The sequence below is a fragment of the Anaerolineae bacterium genome (assembly GCA_011176535.1).
Lineage (GTDB): Bacteria > Chloroflexota > Anaerolineae > Anaerolineales > DRMV01 > DUEP01.
This window is the reverse complement of the sequence record DUEP01000010.1, coordinates 1-19715: the sequence shown is the minus strand read 5'-3', so window position 1 is coordinate 19715 and position 19715 is coordinate 1. Positions and strand designations below refer to the sequence as shown.

The 19715-nt window shown below is 64.8% G+C and carries 25 protein-coding genes and 1 pseudogene; 15 read left to right on the top strand and 11 right to left on the bottom strand.

Annotation, left to right across the window (positions count from 1 at the left end; all coding sequences use genetic code 11):
* Positions 1-1080, top strand: coding sequence for a tRNA (adenosine(37)-N6)-threonylcarbamoyltransferase complex transferase subunit TsaD (tsaD, locus tag G4O04_02150; protein HEY57339.1), 1080 nt, complete (start codon positions 1-3; stop codon positions 1078-1080).
* A gap of 99 nt (positions 1081-1179) precedes the next feature.
* On the opposite strand, the gene G4O04_02145 is transcribed toward tsaD, so the two are convergent.
* The 11 genes and pseudogenes from G4O04_02145 to G4O04_02095 all read right to left on the bottom strand — a co-directional run bounded on the left by G4O04_02145 (position 1180) and on the right by G4O04_02095 (position 8282).
* The gene (locus tag G4O04_02145; GenBank protein HEY57338.1) at positions 1180-1656 is read right to left on the bottom strand and encodes an OsmC family protein; all 477 of its coding nucleotides are present in this window, start codon (positions 1654-1656) and stop codon (positions 1180-1182) included.
* A gap of 58 nt (positions 1657-1714) precedes the next feature.
* Positions 1715-2317 carry a TlpA family protein disulfide reductase gene (locus tag G4O04_02140; GenBank protein HEY57337.1) on the bottom strand — a complete coding sequence of 201 codons (603 nt, stop codon included), beginning with the start codon at positions 2315-2317 and terminating at the stop codon, positions 1715-1717.
* 263 nt (positions 2318-2580) lie between these two features.
* Positions 2581-2652: pseudogene (locus tag G4O04_02135) on the bottom strand (hypothetical protein).
* A 216-nt stretch (positions 2653-2868) separates the two neighbouring features.
* On the bottom strand, positions 2869-3126 hold the full coding sequence (locus G4O04_02130; protein ID HEY57336.1) for an NrdH-redoxin: 258 nt from the start codon (positions 3124-3126) through the stop codon (positions 2869-2871).
* Between the two features lie 24 nt (positions 3127-3150).
* Entirely contained in the window at positions 3151-3822 is a 672-nt protein-coding gene (locus G4O04_02125; protein HEY57335.1) for a glutaredoxin, read from the bottom strand.
* A gap of 111 nt (positions 3823-3933) precedes the next feature.
* Positions 3934-4116: a DUF2892 domain-containing protein gene (locus G4O04_02120; protein ID HEY57334.1), complete on the bottom strand. Its 183-nt coding sequence runs from the start codon at positions 4114-4116 to the stop codon at positions 3934-3936.
* 102 nt (positions 4117-4218) lie between these two features.
* Positions 4219-4488 (bottom strand): hypothetical protein, encoded by a 270-nt coding sequence (locus G4O04_02115; protein HEY57333.1) that lies wholly within the window; start codon positions 4486-4488, stop codon positions 4219-4221.
* A complete protein-coding gene (locus tag G4O04_02110) occupies positions 4485-5096 on the bottom strand; it encodes a sigma-70 family RNA polymerase sigma factor (GenBank protein HEY57332.1) in 612 nt (203 codons plus the stop codon). The genes G4O04_02115 and G4O04_02110 overlap by 4 nt, the downstream gene beginning before the upstream one ends.
* A 115-nt stretch (positions 5097-5211) precedes the next feature.
* On the bottom strand, positions 5212-6480 hold the full coding sequence (locus G4O04_02105) for an exonuclease SbcCD subunit D (protein ID HEY57331.1): 1269 nt from the start codon (positions 6478-6480) through the stop codon (positions 5212-5214).
* A 60-nt stretch (positions 6481-6540) separates the two neighbouring features.
* A complete protein-coding gene (locus G4O04_02100) occupies positions 6541-6705 on the bottom strand; it encodes a hypothetical protein (GenBank protein ID HEY57330.1) in 165 nt (54 codons plus the stop codon).
* A 47-nt stretch (positions 6706-6752) separates the two neighbouring features.
* Positions 6753-8282, bottom strand: a complete 1530-nt coding sequence (locus G4O04_02095) for an L-lactate permease (protein ID HEY57329.1) — start codon at positions 8280-8282, stop codon at positions 6753-6755.
* Positions 8283-8429: 147 nt separating this feature from the next.
* Between G4O04_02095 and G4O04_02090 the strand changes: the two genes are divergently transcribed.
* From G4O04_02090 to G4O04_02025, 14 genes are all read left to right on the top strand, one after another.
* Positions 8430-9230: a DUF2085 domain-containing protein gene (locus G4O04_02090; GenBank protein ID HEY57328.1), complete on the top strand. Its 801-nt coding sequence runs from the start codon at positions 8430-8432 to the stop codon at positions 9228-9230.
* Between the two features lie 16 nt (positions 9231-9246).
* A complete protein-coding gene (locus tag G4O04_02085) occupies positions 9247-9816 on the top strand; it encodes a DUF4126 domain-containing protein (GenBank protein ID HEY57327.1) in 570 nt (189 codons plus the stop codon).
* Positions 9817-9826: 10 nt separating this feature from the next.
* Positions 9827-10831 (top strand): carbohydrate kinase family protein, encoded by a 1005-nt coding sequence (locus G4O04_02080; GenBank protein ID HEY57326.1) that lies wholly within the window; start codon positions 9827-9829, stop codon positions 10829-10831.
* Positions 10832-10836: 5 nt separating this feature from the next.
* Positions 10837-11946 (top strand): M20/M25/M40 family metallo-hydrolase, encoded by a 1110-nt coding sequence (locus tag G4O04_02075; GenBank protein HEY57325.1) that lies wholly within the window; start codon positions 10837-10839, stop codon positions 11944-11946.
* 3 nt (positions 11947-11949) lie between these two features.
* Positions 11950-12690: a DUF72 domain-containing protein gene (locus G4O04_02070; GenBank protein ID HEY57324.1), complete on the top strand. Its 741-nt coding sequence runs from the start codon at positions 11950-11952 to the stop codon at positions 12688-12690.
* Entirely contained in the window at positions 12687-13136 is a 450-nt protein-coding gene (locus G4O04_02065) for a GatB/YqeY domain-containing protein (protein ID HEY57323.1), read from the top strand. Before G4O04_02070 ends, G4O04_02065 begins: the two co-directional genes overlap by 4 nt.
* Before the next feature lie 84 nt (positions 13137-13220).
* On the top strand, positions 13221-15395 hold the full coding sequence (locus tag G4O04_02060; GenBank protein ID HEY57322.1) for an HDIG domain-containing protein: 2175 nt from the start codon (positions 13221-13223) through the stop codon (positions 15393-15395).
* Positions 15373-15825, top strand: a complete 453-nt coding sequence (gene ybeY / locus G4O04_02055) for an rRNA maturation RNase YbeY (protein HEY57321.1) — start codon at positions 15373-15375, stop codon at positions 15823-15825. Before G4O04_02060 ends, ybeY begins: the two co-directional genes overlap by 23 nt.
* Positions 15826-15837: 12 nt before the next feature.
* Positions 15838-16224 carry a diacylglycerol kinase family protein gene (locus G4O04_02050; protein ID HEY57320.1) on the top strand — a complete coding sequence of 129 codons (387 nt, stop codon included), beginning with the start codon at positions 15838-15840 and terminating at the stop codon, positions 16222-16224.
* A 196-nt stretch (positions 16225-16420) separates the two neighbouring features.
* The gene (locus G4O04_02045) at positions 16421-17272 is read left to right on the top strand and encodes a TIM barrel protein (protein ID HEY57319.1); all 852 of its coding nucleotides are present in this window, start codon (positions 16421-16423) and stop codon (positions 17270-17272) included.
* Between the two features lie 19 nt (positions 17273-17291).
* Positions 17292-17648 (top strand): cupin domain-containing protein, encoded by a 357-nt coding sequence (locus tag G4O04_02040; protein ID HEY57318.1) that lies wholly within the window; start codon positions 17292-17294, stop codon positions 17646-17648.
* Positions 17649-17677: 29 nt separating this feature from the next.
* Positions 17678-18238: a hypothetical protein gene (locus G4O04_02035; GenBank protein HEY57317.1), complete on the top strand. Its 561-nt coding sequence runs from the start codon at positions 17678-17680 to the stop codon at positions 18236-18238.
* 16 nt (positions 18239-18254) lie between these two features.
* Entirely contained in the window at positions 18255-19316 is a 1062-nt protein-coding gene (locus G4O04_02030) for a M42 family metallopeptidase (GenBank protein HEY57316.1), read from the top strand.
* Between the two features lie 3 nt (positions 19317-19319).
* Positions 19320-19646 carry an antibiotic biosynthesis monooxygenase gene (locus tag G4O04_02025; GenBank protein HEY57315.1) on the top strand — a complete coding sequence of 109 codons (327 nt, stop codon included), beginning with the start codon at positions 19320-19322 and terminating at the stop codon, positions 19644-19646.
* Positions 19647-19715 lie beyond the last annotated feature (69 nt).

The window sequence follows — 19715 nt, the reverse complement described above, 5'->3', positions numbered from 1 at the left end:
GTGAAGGCAGCCTGGCGTGAACTCGCCAGCCCCTTTCGTGTGCTGGCGGTGGAAAGTTCCTGCGACGAAACCGCGGTGGCGGTGGTGGAAGACGGCGAGCGCGTGCTGTCCAATGTGGTCGCCTCCCAGGCCGACTTGCACGCCCAATACGGCGGGGTTTTCCCCGAGGTGGCCTCACGGCAGCACATCAAGGCCATCTACCCGGTGATGGAAGAGGCCCTGCGGCAGGCCCATCTGACCCTCGGCGAGGTGGACTTGCTGGCCGTGACCCGGGGGCCGGGGCTGCCGGGGTCCCTCTCGGTGGGGGTGAACTTCGCCAAGGGGCTGGCCTTGGGGAGCGGTTTGCCCCTGCTTGGGGTGCACCACCTGGAAGCCCATGTGTATGCCGCCTTCCTGCGGCTGCCCGATGCACCGCCCAACGACGCTCCGGCTTTCCCGGCGGTGGTGTTGCTGGTCTCCGGCGGGCACACTGAACTGCTGCTCATGCGCGGCCACCTGACCTACGAGCGCCTGGGTGGCACGCGGGACGACGCGGCCGGGGAAGCCTTTGACAAAGTGGCCCGGCTGCTGGGATTAGGCTACCCCGGTGGGCCGGCCATCCAGCAGGCCGCGGCGGAGGGCGACCCCAACGCCTTCCCCTTCACCCGGCCCTGGCTCAAGGGCACCTGGGAGTTTTCCTTCAGCGGCCTGAAGACCGCCGTGCTGCGTGAGGTGCGGGCCCTGGAAGCCCGGGGCGAGCCGTTGCCGGTGGACGACCTGGCCGCTTCTTTCCAGGCCACGGTGGTGGATGTGCTGGTGGGCAAGACCCTGGCCGCCGCCCGCGCGTTTCGGGCGCGCAGCATCGTGGTGGCCGGGGGCGTCTCGGCCAATCGCCTGCTGCGGGCGCGTCTGCTGGCCGAGGCCGAGGTGCCGGTGCACATCCCGCCGCTGAGCCTGTGCACCGACAACGCCGCCATGGTGGCTGGTGCAGCCACCTGGCGCTACCGCGCCGGGCAGACCGACGATCTGGGTTTCGATATTTTGCCCACTTGGCCGCTGGACGAATTGCCTTCCCCTCCTAAGCAAGCCCTGGCCGACTGAGCCCGTCCACAACCAACATCCCCCTGGGAGCAGAGGTTCCCAGGGGGATGTTGCTTTTTGGGGCCGGGCGACCTCCCCAAATCCGGGGAGGAAGAGGGATCAGTATTTCTCTTTGGGTGGGCGGTATTCGCCCCGGGTCACCAGTTGCGCTCCCTCGGGCGTGTCCTCATAGATGAAATACTGGAGTTCGATGGGGATTACCTTGGCCAGCATCCCCTGGGCCGGGCAGTAGCGAATGGCCGAGAGTTCGATGGAGCGTACCACGGCCTTCTCATCCACTTGATGCCCGGTGACATGGTACTCGATGGTCACATGGGTGAACACTTTAGGGTGTTGCGGCGCACGCTCGGCGTGACCAGTGACCTCAAAGGCGGTGACCTCCTGACGCTTTTTGCGCAGGATGGAAATCACATCCATCGCCGTGCAGCCCAGCAGCGAGATGAGCATCAACTCCATCGGGCGAAAGCCGTCGTCATCGCCGCCCACCTCCGGCTCCGTGCCCAGGGTGACATGGAAGCCGCTGTCGGCGGTGGCGTCGAAAGTCATCCGTTGCAGCATGGTTACTTTGGCGTTCATGGTCAGTTCACTACCCATGGGTTCTCTCTCCTCTCAAGGACCGCCCACCGGACGAAAGTTAGCGGGTGAGCATGGGGGTGACATATTTTTCCAGCATCGTGCGACTGATAGCTCCCACCCAGGCCAGTTTGACCCGCCCCTCGGGGTCGATGACGAAGGAGGAGGGAAGGGATTGGGTGCGGAAGGCCGCCAGCGAAGCGCCTTGGGGGTCTTCCAGCACGGGGAAGGTCAAATCAAAGCGCTCGGCAAAGTTCACAATCTGGTCATGGGGATCACCGCCGGCCTCCACGGCCAGAATGACAAAGCCCTCGTTGTGGTGATCCCGATAGTACCCCTCCAGGGTGGGCATCTCGGCGCGACAGGGGGGGCACCAGGTGGCCCACAGATTGACCAGCACCACCTTGCCCCGGTAATCTTGCAAGGAGACCGGTTGACCGTTGAGGTCGGTCAGAGTAAGGTTGGGGGCGTCGTAATCCACGGCTACCGGCACGGCCGAAGGCTCGTCGGTGTTGGCGGTGTACTCCTTGGGCTTGGGTAGCAGCAGAGCCATGGCCACCCCGACGAGAATCAGCCCTACCCCTACCACCACGATCAGCCAGGCGGTGGAAGGTTTTTGCTTTCGGGAGGGGCGGCGTTTACGCTTGTGGCGTGTACGGGCCATGGTTTGTTTTCCTCAGCAACGGGATGCAACGACAAAGTAGGCAAGGGGGGATAGAGGGTTTAGTGATGATGCTGGTGAGGGGAATGCAGGCGCCGGAGGTCAGAGGTTAATTCCCCGCGCAGGTAGGCCTCCACGGCCTTGCGGATGTCTCCGCCCGCAAGGACTACTTCCAGCCCGCTGGCCTGAGCGGCCTGATAGGCCGGCGTACCCATGCCCCCGGCAATGAGCACCTGACAGTGGGTAATAGGTTGGAGCATTTTCCAGGGATCATGATGACCGTGCCCGTGGTCATGGTCATGGTCGTGATCATGGTCATGGTCGTGGTCGTGCACATGCGGGCGGGGGATCATCTCCTCTGCCACGATATGATTTTCGTCGATGGTAAACACTTTGTAGTATCGGGCGTGCCCGAAATGGGCCGAGATCCGCTTTCCATTGTCGGTGACGACGGCAATTTTCAGGGTCATGAGCGCTCCTCTCCAGCCGAAGGAGAAAAGGGAAAGCGCAGCGTCAGCCCAGCAGAAGCGACGCTGCGCCGCGAGGGTGCTTGGTTATTTCAAACCCAGCAACTGGTTGATTTTGGCGCGGTCGAAACCGACCACGATTTTGCCACCGATGTCGATGACCGGCACGCCGGACTGCCCGCTGCGGCGCACCATATCGCGGGCCGCCGCCTGGTCGCGGGAGACATCCACTTCTTTGAATGGGATGCCGCGTTCGCGCAGGTAGCGCTTGGTCGCCCGACAGAAGCGGCAGGTGGGCGTGGTGAACACGATGATGCGCGGATATTTCTTCTTCTTGTCAGCCATGGACCTCATCACCTCCTCAAAGGGTTAGAGACCCAACGCGCGACGAATCTCCGCGACAAAGTGCTCCTCGGGCACAGCCCCCACCACGGTCCCCCGGCCGTCGTTGATGTCGGTGTGGGGCACACCGCTCACACCGTACTTGTTGGCCAACTCGTAGAATTCCTGGGCCTCCACCATATCAGCGGTGAGCATCTCGGATTCCATAGCCATGCGATGGGTCAGGATGACCGCGCGCGGGCAGTAGGGGCAGGTAGGGGTGACGAACACTTGCAGGTGCACTGGTTGAGTCAGGGAGCGCAAGAACTCCCGTGTGGCCGGCTGCAGCCCCGAATCCCGCTCGGAGACCTGCAAGATGTCCTGGATCAGCGAAGAGAACTCGTGCCCCGAGGGGATACCGTAGTAGCGGATGCCATAATCCTTGATGTCATCGCCGCCCTTGGCGGCGATGACAATAGCCGGGGCCTTGTCCACTTTATACTTGGTCACCTGCTCGGTATCCTTGTCCAGGTCGTAGATGTCCAGGGAGATTTTGTCCGAGATCTGGGAGACCTCTTCCAGCAACTGCTGGGTCTCGCTGCAGAACATACAATCGTCCTGCTGCGTATTGAAGTAAATCAGAGCCACCGGCTCTTTGAGCGATTCGTTGAAAAGGTCACGTACCTGTTGCACAATATCGTCGTTCAACAAACGAGCCATGCTTATCCTCCAAAAAAAATGAGTTTGGGATGCGCTTTGCGCTGCTGGCAAGGCGATGCCCGTGGCCACGCCACGGGCATCGTGCTCACACCAGCGAGCCCAAGCGCGATCTTACTTCTTGGTGCTGAAGTTGAACACTGTGTAGAGGGGGCAGAAGCCTACGATGCCCGTGAGCAAGGGGATCAAACCGATGATGCCCACGATAGTGGCCGTGGTGCCCTGCAGTGAACCGCTGAAGAAGCCCCAGTACACCAGGAAAATGCCGATAATGACCCGGATAATCCGGTCCCACAAGCCTTTCGTTCACCTTCATGATTCACTCCACCTTTACAGGATTACCTGCATCCTATTTAGATGCAGAGACCGGGAAAAGGTTACATCCTTGGGTAAAGCGGCTCAACCCCGCGCCTGCAGCCGCTGGCGCAATGCCTCCAGGCTGATGCGCGCATACAAACGCTGCTGCACTTCGGGCGGCAAAGTGGGCGTTTGCTCCCGCAGGATGGTCTGGTAAAGGTAAAGGGTTTGCCGCAAAGTATCCACCACCACCTGACAATGAGGGCAGCGTTTGAGGTGTGCTTCCAACTCGCGGCACACCGCAACCTCTAATTCCTTGTCAAGGTAATCCGAAAAGAAGTTCAGCCAATAGCGGCAGTCTTTCTCGCTCATGAGCGCCCCTTTGGGGTGGAAAGGGCTTTCGGGCCAAAGTAGGTGGAGAGCATTTTGCGCAACTGTTCGCGCGCCCGCGAGAGCCGTACCTTGACGGCGCCCTCGCTGATCCCTAACGCCTCGGCGGTCTCGCGGGTGGACAGCCCCTCCACATCCCGCAGCAGGAACACCGTCCGCAGCGAGGTCGGGAGACGGGCCACCGCCTCTTCCAGGACCTGCCGAGCCTCCGCCGAGAGGAGTTCGTCTTCCGGGAGGCAGCACCAATCGACCAGGTCGTACTGGCCGGACGAGCCGTCTTCCTGCTCATACATCGCCTCCACCGAGATGGTCTCCAACTCTTTGCGGCGGATGTGCATCAACGCCTCGTTGACCGCAATCCGATAGAGCCAGGTGGAAAGTCGGGAGCGTCCGTCGAACTCGGGCAGCGCCCGATAGGCCTTCACAAAAGTCTCCTGGAGCGCGTCCTCAGCCTCCTGCGGATGCCGCAACATTTTGGTCAGCAGGCGGTAAAGGCGCGGCGCATAGGCTTCCACCAAGCGCGAAAAGGCCTCTTCATCGCCGGCCTGCAGCCGCTCCAGGGGAAAATCCAGTTCTTYGTCTACTGTCATGTTAGATGCATCATCCTCAAATTGGTTACAAAAGCCCACCGGTTCCTCCCTCCAGGCACGCTTCGCCCCAAAGGGCCTTCCCCGCGCYCCAGGGGGTGGGTTCCGGAGAAGCCGCTCAGGCCGCTTCCTTGCCTGCGTCGCGGGCACTCTGGATGATTTCCTGGGCCAGGCGCTTCAAGCGGGCGATCTGCTCTGCATCGCGGTGTTGGGCTTTCCAGTAAATCTCGAGCAGGTCCTCGGGGGTGAGGCTTTCCAGCGTTTCGTCTTGCGGCAAACGCGCCCTTGCCCGGTGTTCGGGGCGCTTGACCAAGTGGAACTCCAGCGTCTGCCGGGCGTGTGCATACAATCTGGCGTCGTCGATCAGGCGCTCCAGTTCGCGCGGGTAAGTGACCACCAGGCGCACCACGGCGTCCTTGAGCGACTCCGGCGGGCCAAGCGCCGCCAGCAACTGCTCCATCACCTCTTCGGCCTGGCTCAGCTGCACGCGCTTCTCGATGAAAGGCCGCGTGGGCAGGCGTCGCCAGTCCACCCTGGTGGGCGCGCCGGGGGTCAGCGTGGCGATGACGAAGGCTTTTTGGTCTTCTGCCTCCCCGAAGTCCACCCGCTCGATGGAGCCGGGGTAGATCACCGGCGGCTGGCTGTTGGCGTTGAGGTCCTGCGGCTTGTGGATGTGCCCCAGCGCCACATAGGCAAAGGCGGGGCGCTTGACCAGCGCCGGCGGCAAGACCAAATCGTCACCCATCATCACCAACCGCTCGGCGCCGTAAGAAGCCCCCTGCACCGAAGCGTGGGCCGTCAGCACCAGCGGCAGGTCGGGGTGAGCGGCCTGGGCTTGCCGGATGAACTCCTCCACCAAGGGGGTCAGGTTGTGTTCCAGCAATTCCTGGAGCCGCTCCGGGGTCAGTTGGTTGGCCAGCAAGGCCAGCCGGGCGCGGGAAATCCACGGCAGGGCGAGGACCTGCAGCGGCAATCCCCACAGATCCTTAGGGCCGAGCAACGCCGGGCGGTCCAACACGCGCACATAAGGCACCTGAAAGGTGGCGAAGGGGTCCAGGGCGTGGGCCCGCCCCACCGCTGGCGTGTAATCGTGGTTGCCCACCAACAACAGGGTGGGAATCCGGGCTGCGGAGAGGCGCAAAATGCGCCTGGCCCATTCCCGCAGGTAGGTGGGCGCCGGGCGGCGATCTCGGAAAGCATCCCCGGCAAAAAGCACCAGATCGACCTGCTCTTCGATGGCCGTCTCCACAATCACATCCAGGGAACGCAAAAAGTCCATCACCCGGACGGGTAGTCCGGTCTCCGGGTCGTGACGGCCATGGGCGGCGATGTCGATATGGGCGTCGGCGAAATGAAGCAAGCGCAGCGATCGCGGTTGAGGGGTCATGAGAAACTCCCCAGGCGGATACCGCACCTCCTGGAGCGGCACCACACCCGGCGGTCCGGTTCAGACGAAGAGGGCCAGCACCGCGCCCAGGACGGCCATGCCGAGCAGGAGCCCCGCCTTCCATCCGTGCCCGGCGGCGGTGTACAGGCCCCAAGAGGAGAACACGAACAACAGAAACACCACGGTGTGCACTTCAAACCGTCGTTGACGCAGGCGTTGCAGCATGTGTACTCCTTCCTCTATTCTACCGTACAATCACGCCGGGGGACGCTTTACAACCCCAGCCACAGGCCCAGGATGGCCAGCAGGCTGATGAGCAGCAAATGCAGGGCGACAAAGAGGCCCAAATGGCGCATCACTTCGCCCTCCTTGCCCGCCATGCCGCCGGTGCTGGCGCCCACGATGACTTTGGTGGGTGCGATGATGGAGCCCAAAGCCCCGCCAGCCGTTTGCGCGGCCAGAATCAGCGGCACACTGCAGCGCAGCAACTCGGCCGTGCGCATCTGCAGGGCCGCGAAAACCACATTGGAGTTGGTGTTGCTCCCGGTCATGAAAGCGCCCAACGCGCCGATCCACGGCGAGATGAGGGGATACGCGCCGCCCACGGCCCTGGCCAGCCCCTGGGCGATGGCCTCGGTCATCCCGGCGTGCTGCATCAGGATGGACATGGCCACCATGGTGAGGATGCCCACCGAAGAGGCCATCATCTTGTGGGCCGTTTGCCCCAAAATGCGCCTCAACGCGTCGGGACGGTAGCGCCCCGTCCGCGCGTAAAGAATGTAGGCTGCCACCGCCGCGTAGAACAACAAAGCGCCCGTGTGGCGAAAGAGGGCAATGCGCCGCCCCGTGCCCGCCGGGGTGATATACCCCAAAGCCGTGCGAATCTCGGGGAAGGAGGCTGTGAGCACCACACGCCCCAAAAACGCCTTCCACGGAGCGATGAACTGCACGGCCAGGATGATGATCAGCAGAACCAGGTAGCCCGCCAGCGCCAAAGCCAGGGCCCGTGCGTCAAAAGTGGCGCGCCTTACTTGCTGAGCGCCGGTGTGACGGCGCGCCAGAAAGAACCCCACGGTCAGGCCCACCAGGCCCGCCGAGAAAGAGCCGATGTGCCAGGGGCCAAAACCGGCCACCAGGTACAGCGTGCCGCCCATGGCCAAGCCCATAAGCAGGGCTGGCCGCCACAGGCGGCGCGCGGCCGACCAGCCCTCGGCGGCATAGAGCACGGTGAAACCGGTAAGCATCCCGGCGAGGGCCAGGAACAGCGCCGCGGGCGGCGCCAGCACGGCCTCAGGCAGTCCCGTGGCGGCCAACAAAGCCTGGAAAGAGGAGCCTAAGGAGCCAAAGGTCACCGCCCAACCATGGCCGATGGACGGCACGACCACCGCGGCCAGGGGCGAGAAGCCCAGCCCCACCAACAACGGCGCCACCACGGCCACCGGAACCCCAAAACCGCCCACGCCCTGCAAAAACGAGGCAAAGGCCCAGCCGATGAGCAGGGCCTGCATCCCCCGGTCGGCGGTCAGGTGTGGGAGCATTTCGCCAAAGATGACAATGGCCCCCGCTTCGTCGGCCACGCGATAGAGCAGATAGGCCGCCCAGACGATGAGCAGCACATCCAGGCTGAGCAGCAGCGCCTTGGTGTGGGCGTAAGCCAGCCCCTCCGGACCCAGGCCGAAGACCCGCCAGGCCAGCACCAACGCCAGCAGATAGCCCGCTGCCCCGGCGCGAGAAGCGCCCCAGCGGAAAGTCAGCATCAACACCAAAATCAGCGCAATGGGGAGAAGAGCCAGGAGTACCATGAGCACCTCAACGCATAAAACGGGGCCTCTCCGGTCGGTAGCCGGATGCTCCAAGTTTACCACTCTCCATCCCCACACCCATCAGAAGACCCCATTCGCCCGGAGGGCCGCGCCCATTTCCCTCGCGAGTACGGTAAAATGAAACCTATGAAACTTTCTCGGCTCCCCTGGAAGGTGGCTGTCAAAGCCCTACTTGTCGGGGCTGCGCTGGCTGTGCTCATCCTCTGGCTGGAGTTCACCCCGGCGGGCCTGCTGGGCAAAACGGTGGGCATCGGCTATGCGGTCTGCCATCGCTTGCCTGATCATTCCCCCTTCTTCGGAACGGTTCAGTTTCCCCTTTGTTTTCGCTGCTCCGGAATGTACCTGGCCGCGCTGACCACCTGGCTCTGGCTGCACTTCACCGCCCCCAAACGCACCGGCTTCCCCCGTGGGGCCACGGCCGCGCTTTTGGGGCTGTTTTTCGCGGCCTGGGCCGGCGACGGGCTCAACGCCTTCCTGCACGATTTCATCGGCCGCAGCCTCTATTCCCCGGACAACACGCTCCGCCTGATCACCGGCCTGGGGATGGGCATCGTGATGGGAACCCTGCTCTATGCCGTGATCCAGCAAACTTTTTGGATCGCCAGGGAGCCTGAACCTGTCCTGGACCTTCCCCGCCTGGCCGGTTTGCTCTTCCCTGTGGCCGGAATGGGCGGGCTAATGCTCTGGCGGCCAGAGGCGCTGTTGTTGCCCCTGGCCGTGCTCAGCACCCTCACCGTGCTGGGCGTGCTCACCCTGGTTTACACCGCCTTTGCGGTGGGGCTCCGACGCCGCGAAAACACGGCCCGCACCTGGTGGGATTTGCGCTGGCCCCTGCTGGCCGGATGCACCGTGGCGTTGGGGCAAATCCTGGCTCTGGACTTTTTGCGGTACATCCTCACCCAATCATGGGTGGGGGTGCCTCGCTAACCCAAGGAGACGCCCGATGGATGTGCTTTCTGGCGTGTTCGCTGCCTTTGGCCTCTCGGCCAGCGCCGGGCTCAACGCCTACATCCCGCTCCTGGTCATCGCGCTGACCGCACGCTATACCCACTGGTTGCACCTCAACCCACCCTGGGATGCGCTGACCAGCCTGTGGATCATCCTGCTTTTGCTCACGCTGGCCGCCATCGAGTTCGTGGCCGACAAGGTGCCGGCGGTCAACCATCTCAACGACCTCATCCACACCTTCATCCGCCCAGTGGCCGGAGCCATTGCCTTTGCTGCCAGCGCCGGGGTGATCTCCGACCTGCATCCCGGACTGGCGCTGGCCCTGGGGCTGCTGGTCGCCGGCAGCGTGCACACCATCAAAGCCGGTGTGGTGCGCCCGGCGGTCACGGCCACCACCGGCGGAGCGGCACACCCCCCGCTCAGCCTGGCCGAGGATGTGACGGCCGCCGTCGTCTCGCTGCTTTCGGTCCTCGTGCCGCTGCTTTTGGGTTTGGCACTGCTCCTTTTCGCGGTGGCGCTTCTGCTGTGGCTTCGGGGCCGCCGCCGACCAGATCGGGCCGCATAAGGAGGCTGTTTTGGCACCCCGTCTGCTCTTTTTGGGCCCGCTGTATCGGGATTTCATCCTGCCCCCGCACGGACGCCCGGCCATCGACATCCCCGGCGGGGATGTGCTCTATGCCGCCATAGGCGCCGCGTTATGGGGTGCCCAAGTGAGCCTGGTCTCCCGGGTGGGGGAGAACTTCCCCCGGGCGTGGCTGGAAGATTGGGCCCGGCTGGGCTGGGATGTCCGGGGAATACGGATCCTGCCCCAAAGGTTGGAGCACCGCCGGGTGCTGGTGTACGAAGCGGGGTTCCGCCTCTCCGGGGCCTCGGTGGCCGGGGCCTTCCTCCAGAGAGGGCTGCCGTTTCCCAAAATGCTGATGGACTACGAGCCCCCCACCCCTTCGCCCCTCCATCCCGACCGGCTCACCGAGACCACCCTGCGGATGAACGACCTGCCCCCGGACCTGGACCGCATCCAGGGGGCCCACCTTGCCCCCCAGGACTGGGTGACCCATACCCTGCTCCCCGCGGCGCTGCGCCAGGCCGGGATTCCGACCATCACCCTGGACCCCGCCGAAGGGTACATGCTCCCCGAATGGCGCGACCGCACCCCTATGCTGCTCCAGGGGCTGACAGCCTTCCTGCCCTCGGAGGACGAACTGCGCCGCCTGTTCGCCCATCGCCTGCTGGACATCTGGGAAATGGTCGAAGGGCTGGCCGCCTGGGGGGTGGAAATCGTGGTAGTCAAACGCGGCGCTTCGGGGCATATCCTGTACGAAAAAAGCGCCGGTCGACGCTGGGAAATTCCGGCTTATCCGGCCGATGTGCGTGACCCCACTGGCGCAGGGTCGGCCTTTTGTGGCGGGTTTCTGGCCGGGTGGGTGCAAACCTACGACGCAGTCGAGGCCGCCCTTTACGGCGCCGTGGCGGCTTCCATTGTGGTGGAGCGGGTCGGGGCGCTCACCGCCCTGGATACGCTCCCCGGGCTGGCCGAATCTCGCCTGGAGCGGCTGCGCCCTCGGGTACGGCGGGTGTAAAAGCGATGCGTTTGAACACCGACCTCATCTCTCGCGTGCTAGAGCGGGCGCTGGATATCCAGCGTATCCCTGCGCCCACCTTCCACGAGGCGCAGCGGGCTGCCTTTGTGCGCCAATGCTGGGAGGAGGAGGGGGTGGCCGTCGAACAGGCCCCGGTGGGCAATGTATACGCCCACCTGCCAGGGCGGGGTGACGCCCCGCCGGTGATCGTCACCGCCCATCTCGACACCGTGTTCCCGGCGGGGACCGACCTCACCGTGCGGCGAGAGGGCCCACGCTGGTACGGCCCGGGTTTGGGCGACAACAGCCTGGGGGTGGCCGCGCTGTTTGGGGTGTACTGGGCGCTGCGCTCCCTTTTCCCCCTGCCCGGCGACTTGTGGCTGGTGGCCGATGTGGCCGAGGAGGGGTTGGGCAACCTGCGCGGGATTAGGGCCGTGGTGGAGCGTTTCGGCGGGGCGGTCAGCGCCTACCTTGTGCTGGAAGGGCTGGGCCTGGGGCATGTGTACCATCGCGCGCTGGGCGTGCGGCGTTATCGGGTCACCCTTCGCACCCCCGGCGGCCACTCCTGGGCCGACGCCGGCCAGCCCTCGGCCATCCATGAACTCGCCGCGCTGATCACCGAGATCACCCGCTTGCCCCTGCCGGCCAGGCCGCGCACCACCCTCAATGTGGGCCGAATCGGGGGCGGCGTTTCGATCAATACCATCGCCCCCGAAGCCTGGATGGAAATCGACCTGCGCAGCGAGGAGGCGCGTGCCTTGGGGCGGGTGGCCTCGGCCGTGGAACGCCTGGCCCAAAAACGCCACCGTGCCCATGTCGAGGTCTATCTGGAAGTCATCGGCGAACGCCCGGCCGGGGCCTTGCCCCCTGAGCACCCTCTGGTGCAGACGGCCGAGGCGGCCCTGCGCGCCCAGGGTGTCACTCCGACGCGGCTCATCGGCTCCACCGATGCCAACATCCCCCTCAGCCGGGGCTACCCCGCCGTGGGACTGGGCCTCGCCCGGGGCGGTGGAGCCCATTCGGACAGGGAGTACATCGAGCCGGATTCCCTGCCCCGGGGACTGGCCGCTGTGGTGGCGCTGGTGCGCCGGGCCTATTCCCTCGCCCGGAGGTAAAGCATGAGCGTCCGGGTGGGCTGCTGTGGCTTTCCCAAAGCCCGCGCGGAGTATTATTGCACTTTCGAGGCGGTGGAGGTGCAACGCACCTTCTACCGCCCCCCGAAACTCGATACCGTGCGTCGCTGGCGGGCGGAGGCGCCGGAGGGTTTCGCCTTTGCCATCAAGGCCTGGCAACGCATCACCCATCCCGGTCGCAGTCCCACCTACCGCCGCGATCCTCTCCCGGAGCATGTGCGGCGCGAGGTGGGGTTCTTTCGCCCCACGGAGGCCGTCCGACAGGCCTGGGAGGTCACCCGTGCCGTTGCCGAGGCGCTGGAGGCTTCCTGGATCATCTTTCAGTGCCCCGCCTCCTTTCGCCCCACGTCGGAAAACCTGGCTCACCTGCGTGACTTTTTCCACTCGGTCGAACGCGGCCCATGGCGTTTTGGCTGGGAACCCCGAGGCGACTGGCCCGCCGAAACGGTGCGCGAACTGTGCCGGGAACTGGACTTGGTGCATGTGGTGGACCCTTTCACCCAACCTGCTCAATGGGGGTGCCCTGTGTACTGGCGCCTCCACGGCCGGGGCGGGTACGCCTATCGCTACACCGAGGCCGATCTGGCCCAACTGAGCGCCTGGGCGCAGGGCCTGGACGAGGTTTGGGTGATGTTCAACAATGTGTCGATGTGGGAGGATGCCCTGCGCTTTCGCCAGCGGCTTTCCACCGCCTCCCTTGAGGCCAATGGTATAATGAAATCATGAGCGTCAAAGAACAACTCCAAAAAGCCCTGACCCAAGCCATGCGCCGGCAAGACACCCTGCGCAAGCGGGTGTTGCGGCTGGCCCTTTCGGCCATCAAACTGGCCGAGGTGGAGAAAGGCCATCCACTGACCGACACCGAAGCCTGGGCCGTCCTGCAAAAAGAAGTCAAAGCCCGTCACGAGACCATCGAAGGTGCCGAGCAGGCCGGGCGGCAGGATTTGATCGACGAAGCGCGGGCCGAGATCACCGTGCTGGAAGAGTTTCTCCCAACGCCGCTGACGCCGGAGGAGTTGGAAGCCCTGGCCCGCGAAGTCATCGCCGAGGTGGGGGCTGCCTCCCCCAAGGACATGGGCAAAGTGATGAAACCTTTGCTGGCCAAAGTCCAGGGACGGGCCTCCGGAAGTGAAGTGAGCCAGGTCGTCCGACGCTTGCTGGCCGAGGGCTGACGGTTTCCGCAACCCTCCTTTTCGCGCATCGGCTGGGGTGGACACTTGTGCGCTCCAGCCGCTTTGGTATGGCTATAGGTGACCATGAAAAACGAAACCCCGCGCACGCACACCTCCTGGGCGCAACGGATGCAGGCCGCCTATCCCGGCCTGTTGTTTGCTTTGGGGGTGCTGGCCGCCGCGCTCATCATGCTGGTCACCGGAGACGCTGAACGCGCCCTGACGCTTCAGGTCGGGGATGTGGCCCCTCGAGACATCCTGGCGCCCTACAACCTGACTTACGAAAGCCGTGTGCTCACCGAGCAGCGCCGCGAGGCGGCCGCTGCTGCGGTGGCGCCGGTCTATGCGCCCCCCGACCCTGCCATCGCCCGCCGCCAACTGGAGCAATTGCGCAGCGCCCTGGATTTCGTCTCCCAGGTGCGCGCCGACCCCTACGCTTCGGACGAACAAAAACGCGCCGACCTGCAAGCCCTGAAGGGCGTCCGCCTCACTCCCCAGCAAATCGACTACCTCCTGCGCCTCTCCGATGCCCATTGGGAGGCCATCCAAAAAGAAGCCGAGCGCGTGCTGGAACAGGTCATGCGCGCCTCCATCCGCGAAAGCCAACTCCCGCAAATCCGCCGCACGCTGCCCACCCTGGTGAGACTGGACTTCTCTCCCGAACAGGCGGGGTTGGTGGTGGCTTTTGTTGAGGCTTATCTGACGCCCAACAGCCTGTACTCCCCCGAATTGACCCAGGCAGCCCAGGAACAGGCCCGGCAGGCGGTTCCCCCTGTGGAGCGCCACATCCGCCGTGGGGAGACCATTGTGCAGCGAGGACAGGTGCTTACCGCGGCCGACATCGAAGCCTTGGCGCAATACGGCCTGCTCAAAACGCACACCCATTGGCAGATCTGGCTGGCGCCCCTGTTCCTTTTGTTGGGCATCATGGGCTGGCTGGCCCTTTACCTGCGCCAGAACCGTCCGCTCCGGCGCCACCTGCGGGCCCTGGCCCTCCTGATCACCGGGGGCCTGCTCTGGGTTCTGGGCGCCCGCCTGCTGTTGCCCGGCCATATTGTCCTCCCTTACCTCTACCCCTTCCCACTTTTCATGATGACGGTGGCCCTGCTCGTGGGCCGCGAACCGGCTCTGATCTTCGGCTTTGTCATCGATGTCCTGGGGCTGTATGGCCTGCCCAATGGATTTGAACTCTTCCTTTTCCAGTGGCTTGGCGGGGCCATCGGCGTCTTCGCCCTGGGCCGTCAAAGCCGCATGCGCGCTTACTTTTGGTCCGGGGGGCTGTTGGCCGCGGGGCAGAGCGCCGTCATGTTGGCCTTCCGCCTGCCCTCGCCGGACAGCGACTGGTTAGGGATGGCCACCCTGAGCGCGGCCGCGCTGGTCAACGCTGCTCTCTCCTCTGGTGGCAGCTTGTTGCTGCACTATCTGCTCGCCCCGCTGCTGGATGTGGTGGCACCTTTGCAATTGCTGGAATTGGCCCGGCCCGACCATCCCCTGCTCCAACGCCTCCTCCAACAGGCTCCGGGGACCTACCAGCACAGCCTGCAGGTCGCCAACCTGGCCGAGCAGGCGGCAGAGCGCATCGGTGCCGACCCGCTGCTGACCCGGGTGGGGGCGCTCTACCATGACATCGGCAAGGCCGAAAACCCGGCCTACTTCATCGAAAATTTGCCCCTTGGGGTGCCCAGCCCTCACGAAGCCCTCTCCCCTGAGGAAAGCGCTGCTTACATCATCCGCCATGTGACCGACGGCCTGGCGCTGGCGCAAAAGCATCGCCTGCCCAAACCCATCCAGGCCTTCATCGCCGAACACCACGGCACTTCCATCGCCCGCTACCAGTACGCCCAGGCCCTGGAGGCGGCGGGGAACGATCCCGCCAAAGTGGACATCCGCCGCTTCCGCTACCCTGGCCCGCGTCCGCGCTCGAAAGAGACCGCTATCGTGATGCTGGCCGACGGCTGCGAAGCCCGGGTGCGCGCCGAGCACCCCACCGAACTGGAGGTCATTCGCGCCCTGGTGCGGCGCACCTGGCGAGAGCGTCTGGATGAGGGGCAGTTGGACGAAGCCCCCCTCACCCTGCGCGATCTGGCCGCCATCGAAGATGCGTTCGTCGAGGCCCTGAAAGGGCTCTACCATAGCCGCATTCGTTACCCGCAGGTCTCGCCGACCCAACCCGTGGAGGAAACCCCCTCCCTCGACGAGACCGCGGCTCCGGAGCCCCAAGAGGTTCTGTTCCCCCATGACGATCTATCTCCGCGTTGACCCGGCCTACGCCGCCTTGCTCCAGACCGAGGCCATCCGTCAGGCCGCTGAAACCACCCTGGCGTACCAGAAGGTGAGCGGCCCGGTGGCGCTCACCGTTTGGATCAGCGACGACGCCACGCTGCGTCGGTGGAATCTCCGTTTCCGGGGCGTGGATGCGCCCACCGATGTGCTGTCCTTCCCCGACGGAGAGGTGGATCCGGACACCGGAGCGCGGTATCTGGGCGATGTGCTCATCTCCTACCCACGGGCCGCGGCCCAGGCGGCGGTTGCAGGGCACGCCGTGGCCGATGAACTGACCCTGCTGGTGGTGCATGGCGTGCTCCATCTCCTGGGCCACGACCACGCCACACCCGAGGAGAAGGCCCACATGTGGGCTGCCCAGCGCGAGGTGTTACGCAATCTGGGATGCCCTCTGGACCCTCCATGAGGCGGGACTGCGATGCGCGACAGGCTACGCTCGCGTCTGGCTGCCTTTCGCTATGCTTTTCAAGGACTGGGGCACCTGTGGCGTACCCAGCCCAACGCCCGCATCCATGCCCTGGCCACGGTACTTGTCGTCGCCCTGGCGTGGTGGTTACGCATCGACGCCGCCCGTGGGGCGCTTCTGTCCCTGGTCATTGGTCTGGTGTGGATGGCCGAGGCGTTCAACACCGCGCTGGAGGCCGCCGTGGACCTTTGTAGCCCCCAACCCCACCCGCTGGCCAAGGTGAGCAAGGATGTGGGCGCTGCGGCTGTGCTCCTGGCCGTCTTCACCGCTGTGGCCGTGGGCCTGCTCATCCTGGGCCTGCCTCTGCTGGCCCGCCTCGGTTGGGGTAGCGGCGGCTAAGCCGGGCCAGCAAACCAAGGAGTCGCCATGAAGCAAGACGAAGCCACCTTTCGGCCGAGATCACCTTCACGCTGGGTGATTTCCACCTGATGCGCCTGGTGCCGGAGGAAGTGCGCTTCGTGGCCGGATTTGCCCGCGCATATTCGCTTACCTTGACCCAGTTGCAGCACTGGCTTCAGAAGTTAGGAGACCCATCATGAACCTTTCCTTTCGATTTGGCACCGTCGGTAATCCTCTCTCAACGCCCAAAAAGCCCGGCGGCAGCGTGGGCGGGGTGATGCGTCTGGCCGAACTGGGCCTCGACGCCCTGGAATTGGGCTGGGTGCGCTCGGTGCGGGTCAGCGAGAAGACCTGCGCGGCCATCAAAGCCACCGCTGCCGCCCACGGGGTCGCCCTCAGTGTTCATGCGCCTTACTTTATCAACCTCAACGCCGACGACGAGGAGTGGCCCAAATCGCGCCAGCGCCTGATGGCCGCCGCCTATTACGGCCATTTGGCCGGGGCCACCGACATCGTGTTTCACCCCGGCTCCTACTTCGGTCGCCCGCCCGACGAGGTGCTGCCCAAGGCCATCGCCCGCCTGCAGGCTGTGGTCGCCGAACTTGAAACCCTGGGTGTGGCCGTCACCCTGCGGCCGGAGACCATGGGCAAAGCGGCGGTCATCGGCTCTCTGGAGGACACGCTGCGCTTGAGCCAGGAGGTGCCGGGGGCGCAGCCCTGCTTGGATTTCGCGCACTTGCACGCCCGGCCCGGCGACGGCAGCATGAACACCTACGACGAATGGGCCCGGGTATTGGAAGCCTACGCCCAGGCCCTCGGCGAAGAGGCGCTGCGCCATCTCCACATTCACCTTTCAGGTATCGAGTACGGGCCCAAAGGGGAACGGAATCACCTCAAAATCGAAGAAGCCGACCTGGACATCCGCGCCATCTTCCGCGTCCTCAAGGCCTTTGGGGCCGCCGGGCGCATCCTGTGCGAGAGCCCGGTCCTGGAAGAAGACGCCGTGCTGCTCAAAGCCTGGTGGCAGGAAGTCAGCGGCGAGAATTAACCTGCACAAGGAGGCAACCATGCCCGTCAAGCACGCTGATCAAATTCCGGCGAATCCGGTGAGTGCCGGAAAAGACACCTTCATCCAGATTCTCATCAGCCCGGAAGAGGGGCCGCATTTCGCCATGCGGCGTTTCACCATGAAGCCCGGCGGCAGCATGCCCCGGCACACCAACGAGGTGGAGCACGAGCAGTATGTGCTCCAGGGACGCGCCCGCATTGGCATCGGCGACGAGGTGTATGAGGTGGGGCCTGGCCATGTGGTCTTCATCCCGGCCGGCGTACCCCACTGGTACGAGAACATTGGTAACGAAGATTTCGTCTTTCTCTGTCTGGTACCCAACAAAGAAGACACCCTCCGCATTTGCGACGAATGACGGCTCGAGGAGGAGCCTAAGGACAGCCCATGTGGTTGAGGCCCAGAGAGCCTGACGAACGTGCACGCCGCCTCAGGCTGCGTTACCTGCTGGTGTGGATCATTCTGGCCACCCTGCCGTGTTACTGCGCGGGCTGGGTGGCCATCCGCCTAGCCCCGCGTTCCCGGGTGACGTCTACCCCCATCCCGACGCAAAGGCCTTCCCTCACCACGCCCATGGCCACGGTGCCCCTCTACCCCACGCCGTGGCCCACCCGCACCCCCGTGGTCACGCCTTCGCCCTCACCCAGCCTCGCGCCCACCTCGACGGCCATCGTTGTGGTGACGCTGACGCCCTCGCCCACTCCATTGCAACCCGCCACCTACACGCCCACGCTCACCCCCACCTGGACGCCTTCGGCCACGCCGACCTTCACCGCCACGCCCACTGCCACGGCGACCCCAACGGAAACGGCCACGGCTACTCCCACGGACACCGCCAGCCCTTCGCCTACCCTTACGGCCACGCCGACCCTCACCGCCACGGCTACGCCGACCCCCACGCCCAGCGCCACCCCCACGGCGACACCGCCGCCTACCTCCACGCCCTGACTTTGGAGAAGAAAGCATGTCTCTCGACACCCTCCGCGACCGCCTGCAAACCCTGCTGCGCCTCCCCGGCCCCTCGGGGCGCGAAACCACCATCGCCGACCATCTTGCCCGCCTGTGGGGCCCGCTGGCCGACGAAGTGCGACGCTCACCCCTGGGCTCGGTCCACGCCCTCAAGGGCGGCCAGGGGCCAGACCCGCGGCCCAAGGTGCTCTTGGCCGCGCACATGGACACCATCGGCCTCATCGTCTCACACATCGAGGGCGAATTCCTGCGCGTTCAACCCATCGGCGGGCTGGACCCCCGCGTGTTGCCCGGCCAGCCGGTGGTGGTTCAGGGAAGAGAACCGATACCCGGCCTGCTGGTGGCCCCGCCGGATCATCTGTTGCCGCCCGACCTGCGCGGTAAGCCGGTGCCGGTGGGCCACCTGTTGGTGGACACTGGACTGCCGGCGCGGCGGCTGCGTCGTCTGGTTCAGGTGGGGGCCCCGATCACCTTTGGGACGGCACCCACCTCTCTGGAGGGGGACCTCCTGCGGGGTCCGGGCCTGGACAACCGGGCCTCGGTGGCCGTGCTCACCGAGGTGCTGGAGGCTCTGCGGGGGCGGCCGCATCGCTGGGATGCCGTCTTCGTGGCCACGGTTCAGGAAGAGGAAACCCTGGGCGGCGCGTTGACTTCGGCCTTCGCCGAGCGCCCGCAAGTCGCCGTGGCCGTGGATGTGACTTTTGCCACCGGCCCCGGCGTGGGCGAGGACAAAGGCTTCCCCCTGGGCGAGGGCATCACCTTGGGTTGGGGGCCCAACATTCACCCGGCCCTTCATCGTCGGTTCAAAGCGTTGGCCGAGGCGCTGGAAATTCCCCACCAGGTGGAATACCTACCCACCCATTCGGGCACCGACGCCATGGCCTTGCAGGTGACCGCTGAAGGCATGCCCAGCATGGTGGTCAGCATTCCCCTGCGGTACATGCACACGCCGGTGGAGACGGTCTCGCTGAAGGATGTGCGCCGGGCGGCGCGGTTGCTGGCCGAGTTCGTGCTCACGTTGGAAGCCGAAACCCCTTGGTTGACCTGGGAGGAATAAGCGATGAGCGTACGCATGTGGCACGGCCGAGTACCGACTGAAAAAGCCGCAGCCTACCGGGCCTTTCTCAACGAGCGGGCCATTCCCGATTACCGCTCGGTGGACGGCAACCTGGGCGTGTACATCCTGGAGCGCCCCGAAGGCGAGGTCATGCATTTCATCACCCCGACGTTTTGGGAGAACCTGGATGTGATCCGAGCCTTTGCGGGCGAGGATGTCGAAAAGGCCAGGTATTACCCCGAAGACCGGGACTTCTTGCTGGGGTTCGAACCCACGGTGGTGCATTATGAGGTGGTGGGGATGGCCTCGCATACACTTCCCGAGGAATAGCCGGAGTATTTCACCTTCGTAAGGTCGTGTGAGAAAAGATGTTGGGTATAAGTTTAGTCACCAAGGCCT

What these genes read in the sequence shown, in the direction of transcription:
- G4O04_02145 (HEY57338.1), bottom strand. Translation starts at nt 1,656, where the DNA reads ATGAACGCCAAAGTAACCATGCTGCAACGGATGACTTTCGACGCCACC.
- G4O04_02140 (HEY57337.1), bottom strand. Translation starts at nt 2,317, where the DNA reads ATGGCCCGTACACGCCACAAGCGTAAACGCCGCCCCTCCCGAAAGCAA.
- G4O04_02130 (HEY57336.1), bottom strand. Translation starts at nt 3,126, where the DNA reads ATGGCTGACAAGAAGAAGAAATATCCGCGCATCATCGTGTTCACCACG.
- G4O04_02125 (HEY57335.1), bottom strand. Translation starts at nt 3,822, where the DNA reads ATGGCTCGTTTGTTGAACGACGATATTGTGCAACAGGTACGTGACCTT.
- G4O04_02115 (HEY57333.1), bottom strand. Translation starts at nt 4,488, where the DNA reads ATGAGCGAGAAAGACTGCCGCTATTGGCTGAACTTCTTTTCGGATTAC.
- G4O04_02105 (HEY57331.1), bottom strand. Translation starts at nt 6,480, where the DNA reads ATGACCCCTCAACCGCGATCGCTGCGCTTGCTTCATTTCGCCGACGCC.
- G4O04_02100 (HEY57330.1), bottom strand. Translation starts at nt 6,705, where the DNA reads ATGCTGCAACGCCTGCGTCAACGACGGTTTGAAGTGCACACCGTGGTG.
- G4O04_02095 (HEY57329.1), bottom strand. Translation starts at nt 8,282, where the DNA reads ATGGTACTCCTGGCTCTTCTCCCCATTGCGCTGATTTTGGTGTTGATG.
- G4O04_02090 (HEY57328.1), top strand. Translation starts at nt 8,430, where the DNA reads ATGAAACTTTCTCGGCTCCCCTGGAAGGTGGCTGTCAAAGCCCTACTT.
- G4O04_02085 (HEY57327.1), top strand. Translation starts at nt 9,247, where the DNA reads ATGGATGTGCTTTCTGGCGTGTTCGCTGCCTTTGGCCTCTCGGCCAGC.
- G4O04_02075 (HEY57325.1), top strand. Translation starts at nt 10,837, where the DNA reads ATGCGTTTGAACACCGACCTCATCTCTCGCGTGCTAGAGCGGGCGCTG.
- G4O04_02070 (HEY57324.1), top strand. Translation starts at nt 11,950, where the DNA reads ATGAGCGTCCGGGTGGGCTGCTGTGGCTTTCCCAAAGCCCGCGCGGAG.
- G4O04_02065 (HEY57323.1), top strand. Translation starts at nt 12,687, where the DNA reads ATGAGCGTCAAAGAACAACTCCAAAAAGCCCTGACCCAAGCCATGCGC.
- G4O04_02060 (HEY57322.1), top strand. Translation starts at nt 13,221, where the DNA reads ATGAAAAACGAAACCCCGCGCACGCACACCTCCTGGGCGCAACGGATG.
- ybeY (HEY57321.1), top strand. Translation starts at nt 15,373, where the DNA reads ATGACGATCTATCTCCGCGTTGACCCGGCCTACGCCGCCTTGCTCCAG.
- G4O04_02050 (HEY57320.1), top strand. Translation starts at nt 15,838, where the DNA reads ATGCGCGACAGGCTACGCTCGCGTCTGGCTGCCTTTCGCTATGCTTTT.
- G4O04_02045 (HEY57319.1), top strand. Translation starts at nt 16,421, where the DNA reads ATGAACCTTTCCTTTCGATTTGGCACCGTCGGTAATCCTCTCTCAACG.
- G4O04_02040 (HEY57318.1), top strand. Translation starts at nt 17,292, where the DNA reads ATGCCCGTCAAGCACGCTGATCAAATTCCGGCGAATCCGGTGAGTGCC.
- G4O04_02035 (HEY57317.1), top strand. Translation starts at nt 17,678, where the DNA reads ATGTGGTTGAGGCCCAGAGAGCCTGACGAACGTGCACGCCGCCTCAGG.
- G4O04_02030 (HEY57316.1), top strand. Translation starts at nt 18,255, where the DNA reads ATGTCTCTCGACACCCTCCGCGACCGCCTGCAAACCCTGCTGCGCCTC.
- G4O04_02025 (HEY57315.1), top strand. Translation starts at nt 19,320, where the DNA reads ATGAGCGTACGCATGTGGCACGGCCGAGTACCGACTGAAAAAGCCGCA.